The sequence below is a fragment of the Streptomyces sodiiphilus genome (genome assembly GCF_039529215.1).
In the GTDB taxonomy this organism is placed as follows: Bacteria; Actinomycetota; Actinomycetes; order Streptomycetales; family Streptomycetaceae; genus Streptomyces; species Streptomyces sodiiphilus.
Genome location: NZ_BAAAMJ010000029.1, coordinates 135,785 through 142,409 on the forward strand (window position 1 = coordinate 135,785; position 6,625 = coordinate 142,409).

Consider the following 6,625-nt stretch of genomic DNA (forward strand, 5'->3'; position numbering starts at 1 on the left):
GTGACCAACGAGTAGCCAACCCCGTTGTGCCGGTGCACAGGGGCCTTGACCTGTGCGGGTCCGCGGGCATGCTGTGGGTCACCGGTCCGGGCGCCGGGCGATGCGCCGGACTGTCACCGGCGCGTAGCACAATGGCCCCCATGGAGCTCACGAAGAAGGGTCATGCCTGCGTCCGGCTCACCGGGGACGGGGGCACCCTGGTCATCGACCCTGGCGCCTTCAGCGAGGAGGACGCCGCCGTCGGCGCCGACGCCCTGCTGGTCACGCACGAGCACCCCGACCACTTCCACGAGGGGCGGCTGCGTGCCGCGCTGGACGCCGATCCCGCCGTGGAGGTCTGGACCCTGCCGGCCGTCGCGGGACAGCTGTCGGCCGCCTTCCCCGGCCGGGTCCGCACCGTCGGCCACGGTGACACGTTCACCGCGGCGGGCTTCGGCATCGAGGTGCACGGTGAGCTGCACGCGGTGATCCACCCGGACATGCCCCGGGTCACCAACATCGGCTTCCTGGTGGACGGCGCGGTCTTCCACCCGGGGGACGCGCTGACCGTTCCCGGCCGGCCCGTGGACACCTTGCTGCTGCCTGTGCACGCCCCGTGGAACAAGTTCTCCGAGATCGTCGACTACGTCCGCGAGGTGGCCCCGGCCCGGGCGCTGGCCGTGCACGACGGTCTGCTCTCCGAGGCCGGGCACGCGGTCTACGGCCGCAACCTGGGGCCGCAGGGGCCGGGGCTGGGCGGCGCGGAGTACGCCCGGCCGGCCCCGGGCGACTCCGTCTCCCTGTGACCGCCCCGGCTCCGTCCCCACCGCGAAAGGCCCCGCGCATGCGCATCGCCACCTGGAACATCAACTCGATCGGCGTCCGGCTGCCCCGGCTGCTGGCCTGGCTGGAGAGCAGCGGCACCGACGTGCTGTGTCTCCAGGAGACCAAGTGCGACGCCGGGGCGTTCCCCGCCGATGAGCTCAAGGAACTGGGATACGAGTCGGCGGTGCACGGCACCGGCCGGTGGAACGGCGTCGCGGTGGTCTCGCGGTCCGGCCTGGAGAACGTTGTCACCGGGCTCCCCGGCGGCCCCGAGTACGAGGGCGTGGCCGAGCCGCGGGCGATAGCGGCCACCTGCGGCGGAGTGCGGGTCTGGTCGGTCTACGTGCCCAACGGCCGCGAGGTGGACCACCCGCACTACGCCTACAAGCTCCGCTGGCTTCAGGCGCTGCGGGAGGCCGTCGCCCCGGACTCCCCCGGTCCGCTGCCGTTCGCCGTGCTGGGCGACTTCAACATCGCCCCGGCCGACGAGGACGTCTGGGACATCACGCAGTTCGAGGGCGCCACGCACATCACCGAAGCCGAGCGCCTCGCGCTGGCCGCCCTGCGCGAGACCGGCCTGTCGGACGTGGTGCCGCGCCCGCTGAAGTACGACCGTCCGTTCACCTACTGGGATTACCGGCAGCTGTGCTTCCCCAAGAACCGCGGCATGCGGATCGATCTGGTCTACGGGAACGAGCCCTTCGGCAAGGCCGTCACGGACGCCTTCGTCGACCGCGAGGAACGCAAGGGCAAGGGCCCCTCGGACCATGCCCCGGTAGTGGTGGACCTCGATCTGTGACCCGCGTGCCGGTGGCCCGGCGCGGGTCCGGGGTGCGACCCTGGGAGACATGAACCTCCCTTTCCTGGACAACTGGCGCAAGGGCCCCCGTCCCGCGTCCGGCACGGCCTGGGCCGATCCCGAAGGGGTGGCTCAGCTGCTGTCGGACTGCGAACTGCTGCGGGCCCGCGCCCATCTGACGGGCATCGAGCTGGACGGCAGTCCGCGATCCCTGGAGGACCTCGACCAGTTGCTGCCGGTCTGGCGCGAGGACCCGGAGGAGCGGGTGCGGCTGGGGAACGACGCGGGGCTCTACCTGGGCACGGTCCTCGTGCGGACGCTGCCCGGCGCCCGGTGGGAACCGGGACACGACGGCGGCCCGGTCGTGGTGCTGGGCTCCGGCCGCCGGATGGATGTCGTCGCGACCGGCCAGCAGTGGGCCGCCGGCGGATCCCCCGAGCTGTCGCAGGTCTACGCGGAGGCCTCGGAGTCCTGACCCGCCCGCCGGCGGTCCGGGGCTCAGCCGGTGCCGAAGGTGACGCGGTACTCCAGTCGCCAGCGGTCCCCCCGCAGCACCGTGTCCGAGGTCTCCACCGGGCGGCCGGCGTCGTCGTAGTGGGTGCGCTCGACCGCGGTCACGCACTGGCCCGGTGAACAGCCCAGGGCCTCGGCCTCGGCGGTGGTGGCCGGGCGCGAGCTCACCGCCTCGGTGGCCCGCACGACCCGGACGCCGATGGCGGCGTACCGGCCGCGCACCCCCGGCGGGCGAAGGGTCCCTCCTCCGGAAAGGCGATGTCGGTGCCCTCGGTGAGCGCCAGCGGCTCCCAGCTGGTGGACAGCTGGAGCGGCCGGCAGTCGGCGAGGTACTCGTACTGGGTGCACACCACCCGGTCCCCGGTGTTCACCGCGAGACGTGCGGCGATCTGCGGCGGGGCCACCGTCACGGTCGAGGCCGCCTCCCACGCCAGCGACGGTTCCGGCACCGGGCCGTCGCCGTCCATCGCGATGTCCGCCGCGAGCGGGGAGTCCACCGCGCCGGTGGAGCGCACCAGCGCCCCGATCGGCATCCGGTCACTGACGAACACTCCCCGCCCGAACTGCCCGCGGGCATAACCGGCTGCCTTCAGGACGCGCACCGCGCGGTCCACCGTCTGGTCACTGGCCGCATACGTCCGCTTGAGCTCGGCCCGGGAGGGGATACGCGCCCCCACCGCGAGGGCTCCCTCGTCGATCTGCTGTCGCAGGTCGTCGGCGATCCGCTGGTACACCGGACGGGTATCCCCCATGCTGCTCTCCTCTTCGCACAGCCGATGCCGCTGGCGGTTCAGATTACGTCACGTGGGGGTCAAAGATCATCACGCGCGGTGAGCTTGGGCTGCGGTGAGGTGGCGGCCTTGGTGACGTCGCCCACCAGCTCGACCACGTCCGGGCCGTACGCCTGGGAGTTGACCACCTTCAGCAGCAGGCAGAAGTTGCCGCCGGAGCCGTACTTGCGGGCCAGCCTGACGTGGTGCTTGGCCAGATACCGGGCGGCCGCCTGGTTGGTGATGGACCGCTGCCCGCAGGCCAGGAACACCGGCCGGCCCTGCTGGCCCGCCGTCAGCCGGGCCAGCAGCACGTGCTCGACCGAGCCGTTCTCCAGCCGGTAGCGCTCGCTGCCGATCCGGAACGAGCCGCGGTCCGGGCCGGGTTCGGCGTCGGTGTTCACCGAGACTCCGGGCAGCAGGCTGTGCAGGTGCGCCGCCGTCCGCCGGTTGGACACCGGGCCGCCGATGCAGAACTCGGTGCGCTCGCCGAACCCCTGCTGCGGTATCTCCCCCGAGACGATCTGGGCGTGCGCACGGCAGTTCTTGATCACGGCGGCGAGTTCCAGCAGCGCGAAGACGTCGTTGCGCGCCACCGCCCCGTCAGTACCGGCGTCCCGGCTGACCACCACGGCGCACTCGGAGTTGTCGGGCAGCCCGAAGAAGAACTGCTTGCGGCGCAGGGCCCGTTCCAGCACCCAGCCCCGGACGAACCACCCCAGCGCCGAGGCGGCTGCCGCGGCCGACGCCACGGCCATGACGAGAAGAGAGACGTCTTCGTTCATGGCGGGGACCCTACCGGCGGCGAGGCTCCTTGCCGAGAGCCGGTCCCGGGCCGCCTTCCTCCTGCCGGGGGCGGCCGTTCAGCCGCCGCCCCGCGCCAGGGGCAGGGCCCGGCCGACCGGCTCGCGCAGCACCTCGTCGGCCGGCGCGTCGTAGGGCGTCGGCTCCGCGTTGACGATCACCAGCCGGGCTCCGTGCTCGGCGGCGGTGGCCGCCGGCGAGGCCCCGGGCTGATCGACCGGGCAGACGGGCCGGCCCTTAGGCTGCGGCGCATGTTCACCACTCGGCCCACACTCCAGGGCACCTTCGGAATGGTCTCCAGCACCCACTGGCTCGCCTCGCAGACCGCGATGGCCGTGCTGGAGGAGGGCGGCAACGCCTACGACGCCGCAGTCGCCGCCGCTTTCGTGCTGCACGTGACCGAGCCTCACCTGAACGGGCCGGCCGGGGACGTGCCCATCATCCTGGCCCCCGCCGGCGGGCAGGTCCGGGTGCTGTGCGGGCAGGGCCCGGCGCCCGCCGGTGCCACGATCGGCCACTACACCTCGCTGGGCCTCGACGTGGTGCCCGGCACCGGGCCGCTGGCCGCCGTGGTGCCCGGCGCCTTCGACGCCTGGATGGTGCTGCTGCGGGACCACGGCACCAGGCGGCCGGCCGAGGTGCTGCGTTACGCCATCGGTTACGCCGCCCACGGCCACCCCGCCGTCGAGCAGATCGGGCGGACCGTGGAGCGGGTGCGGGAACTCTTCGAGAACGAATGGACCGCGTCCGCCGAGGTCTACCTGCCCGGGGGCCGGGCTCCGGGCGCGGGCGCGCTGCTGCGCAACCCCGCCCTGGCGGCCACCTGGCGGCGGCTGCTGGCCGAGTCCGAGGCGGCCGGGCCGGACCGCGAGACCCAGATCGAGGCGGCCCGACGGGTGTGGCGTGAGGGCTTCATCGGCGAGGCACTGACCGCGCACGCCGCGCGCCCGGCGATGGACTCCTCCGGCCGCCGCCACGCCTCCCCCCTCGCCGGGGACGACCTCACCGGCTGGTCGGCCGGCTACGAGGACCCGGTGACCTTCGACTGGCGCGGCTGGACGGTGTGCAAGCCCGGCCCGTGGTCCCAGGGCCCGGTGCTGCTGCAGCAGCTCGCGCTGCTCGACGACGGGTTCGGGGCCGACGACCTGAACAGCCCCGACGGCCTGCACACCCTGCTGGAGATCAGCAAGCTCGCGATGGCCGACAGGGAGGCGTGGTACGGGGACGCCGAGCCGGGCACCGTTCCGCTGGACACCCTGCTGTCGGCGTCCTACAACGCCTCGCGGCGCACGCTGGTCGGCCCGGCGGCCTCCCCGGAGCTGCGCCCGGGCAGCCCCGGCGGCCGCACACCGCGGCTGAGCGCGCACGCGCTGGCCGCCGCTTCCGGCGCGCTGCCGGAGGACCCGGCCGGTGCCGGCGCGGGCGAGCCCACCGTGGACCGGTCCGGCGAGACGCGCGGGGACACCTGCCACCTGGACATCGTGGACCGCTGGGGGAACATGATCAGCGCCACGCCCAGCGGCGGCTGGCTGCAGTCCAGTCCGGTCGTCCCGGAACTGGGTTTCCCGCTGGGCACCAGACTGCAGATGACCTGGCTGGAGCCCGGGCTGCCCGCCTCGCTGGTCCCCGGCCGGCGCCCGCGCACCACGCTCTCCCCCTCCCTCGCGCTGCGCGGCGGGGAGCCGGTCCTCGCCTTCGGCACTCCCGGCGGGGACCAGCAGGACCAGTGGCAGACGCACTTCTTCCTCGCCGCCGCGCTGCGGCCCGCGGTGCGCGGCGGGCCGGACCTCCAGGGGGCCATCGACGCGCCCGGCTGGCACCAGGACAGTTTCCCCAGTTCGTTCTACCCGCGCGGGATGCGGCCCGGCAGCGTGACCGTGGAGTCCCGGGTGGGCGAGGAGACCGTGGCGGCGCTGCGCCGGCGCGGCCACGACGTCACCGTCGGCGGGGCGTGGACGGAGGGGCGGCTGTGCGCGGTCGCCCGCGACCCGGAGACCGGTGTGCTGTCCGCCGCCGCGAACCCCCGGGGAATGCAGGGATACGCGGTCGGCAGGTGAAGATGTTGAGGGGAAAACTCCCTGTAGCACTCCCGTAACACGATCGGTAACACGGCTTCGGTTCAGTAGCGGGATGGCAGAGAGCGAGTTGGCGGCGCGGGTGCGATCCCTCACGGACGGGCTGCGTGCCGTGACCGAGGCGCTCGATCCGGCCGCCGGATGGTATGCCGCCTTCGCACGTCGCGACCGGGCCGGCCTGGAGTCCTGGCTGACCGGCCGGGAGCTGCCGCACTGGGACGTCATCGCCGATCTGCTGCACGACCTGACCGCACTGCGCGGTCCGGCCGCGGCCGAGCGGGCCGGGCGGGAGGTGCGGGCCCGCTACGACGAGGCGGTGGCCGCGCTGGACGCCCGGGAGGACGCCCCGGGACGGCTGGCCGGGCAGCTCCGTTCGCTGGAACGCGCCGAGGAGGCCGCCGCCCGGCACGAGCGGCAGCTGGTCTCCGCGATGCGGGCCGCCCGTCAGGCCGGGGACGCCGAGGAGGAGCAGCGGCTGGCCACCGAACGGCTGTGGGCGGTGGACGACCGGGAGCGGGCCCGCGGCAGGCACGCGGAGCTCACGGCCCGGCTGGCCCGCCTGCGGGCGGCAGCACCCGTCCCGGCTGCCGCGCCGACAGGCGCCGTACGTTCCGGGCCCGCCTCCGTGGCGGGCCGGCCGGACAACGGAGGCGGGGCAGGAAGGGCGGCCGGACACGGCCGTACCGCTCCGGCTGCTGTGGCGGCGTCCACGCCCGCACCGCAGGCGCAGGCTCCGCCCGCCGCCGCACCCCGCCCCGGGCGGAAACGGCCGCGCGGCGGCGCACGGTTCGCCGGACTGGAGGAGGAGCCGCCGGCCGAGCCGGGCCCGCCGGCCCCGGCCGCCGCGGACCCCGGCCCGG

At 74.5% G+C, this 6,625-nt stretch carries 7 protein-coding genes and 2 pseudogenes; 5 read left to right on the forward strand and 4 right to left on the reverse strand.

The features are described from left to right. Positions 1-140 precede the first annotated feature (140 nt). Genes ABD299_RS14220 through ABD299_RS14230 form a run of 3 tightly spaced genes read left to right on the forward strand, consistent with a single transcriptional unit; the run spans position 141 to position 2,078 of the window. Positions 141-785 (forward strand): MBL fold metallo-hydrolase, encoded by a 645-nt coding sequence (locus ABD299_RS14220; protein ID WP_344262186.1) that lies wholly within the window; start codon positions 141-143, stop codon positions 783-785. Between the two features lie 38 nt (positions 786-823). Continuing rightward, the gene (locus ABD299_RS14225; protein ID WP_344262188.1) at positions 824-1,603 is read left to right on the forward strand and encodes an exodeoxyribonuclease III; all 780 of its coding nucleotides are present in this window, start codon (positions 824-826) and stop codon (positions 1,601-1,603) included. A 49-nt stretch (positions 1,604-1,652) separates the two neighbouring features. Beyond that, positions 1,653-2,078: a DUF6278 family protein gene (locus ABD299_RS14230; RefSeq protein ID WP_344262190.1), complete on the forward strand. Its 426-nt coding sequence runs from the start codon at positions 1,653-1,655 to the stop codon at positions 2,076-2,078. 23 nt (positions 2,079-2,101) lie between these two features. Here the strand turns inward: ABD299_RS14230 and ABD299_RS14235 are convergent, their stop codons facing one another. From ABD299_RS14235 to ABD299_RS14250, 4 genes and pseudogenes are all read right to left on the reverse strand, one after another. Next, a complete protein-coding gene (locus ABD299_RS14235) occupies positions 2,102-2,302 on the reverse strand; it encodes a UTRA domain-containing protein (protein ID WP_344262192.1) in 201 nt (66 codons plus the stop codon). Next, complete coding sequence (locus ABD299_RS14240) at positions 2,281-2,868, reverse strand: GntR family transcriptional regulator (RefSeq protein ID WP_344262194.1); 588 nt, start codon at positions 2,866-2,868, stop codon at positions 2,281-2,283. Before ABD299_RS14240 ends, ABD299_RS14235 begins: the two co-directional genes overlap by 22 nt. Before the next feature lie 59 nt (positions 2,869-2,927). Further along, positions 2,928-3,671, reverse strand: a complete 744-nt coding sequence (locus ABD299_RS14245) for a hypothetical protein (RefSeq protein ID WP_344262196.1) — start codon at positions 3,669-3,671, stop codon at positions 2,928-2,930. A 78-nt stretch (positions 3,672-3,749) separates the two neighbouring features. After that, positions 3,750-3,902 (reverse strand): annotated as a pseudogene (locus ABD299_RS14250) (NAD-dependent deacetylase); the annotation flags it as partial. A gap of 39 nt (positions 3,903-3,941) precedes the next feature. Between ABD299_RS14250 and ABD299_RS14255 the strand changes: the two are divergent. After that, positions 3,942-5,747, forward strand: coding sequence for a gamma-glutamyltransferase family protein (locus ABD299_RS14255; RefSeq protein ID WP_344262198.1), 1,806 nt, complete (start codon positions 3,942-3,944; stop codon positions 5,745-5,747). Between the two features lie 73 nt (positions 5,748-5,820). Next, positions 5,821-6,625: pseudogene (locus ABD299_RS14260) on the forward strand (hypothetical protein); the annotation flags it as partial.

Coding starts and splice junctions, on each gene's coding strand:
- ABD299_RS14225 (WP_344262188.1), top strand. CDS start 824: ATGCGCATCGCCACCTGGAACATCAACTCGATCGGCGTCCGGCTGCCC.
- ABD299_RS14240 (WP_344262194.1), bottom strand. CDS start 2,868: ATGGGGGATACCCGTCCGGTGTACCAGCGGATCGCCGACGACCTGCGA.
- ABD299_RS14220 (WP_344262186.1), top strand. CDS start 141: ATGGAGCTCACGAAGAAGGGTCATGCCTGCGTCCGGCTCACCGGGGAC.
- ABD299_RS14230 (WP_344262190.1), top strand. CDS start 1,653: ATGAACCTCCCTTTCCTGGACAACTGGCGCAAGGGCCCCCGTCCCGCG.
- ABD299_RS14245 (WP_344262196.1), bottom strand. CDS start 3,671: ATGAACGAAGACGTCTCTCTTCTCGTCATGGCCGTGGCGTCGGCCGCG.
- ABD299_RS14255 (WP_344262198.1), top strand. CDS start 3,942: ATGTTCACCACTCGGCCCACACTCCAGGGCACCTTCGGAATGGTCTCC.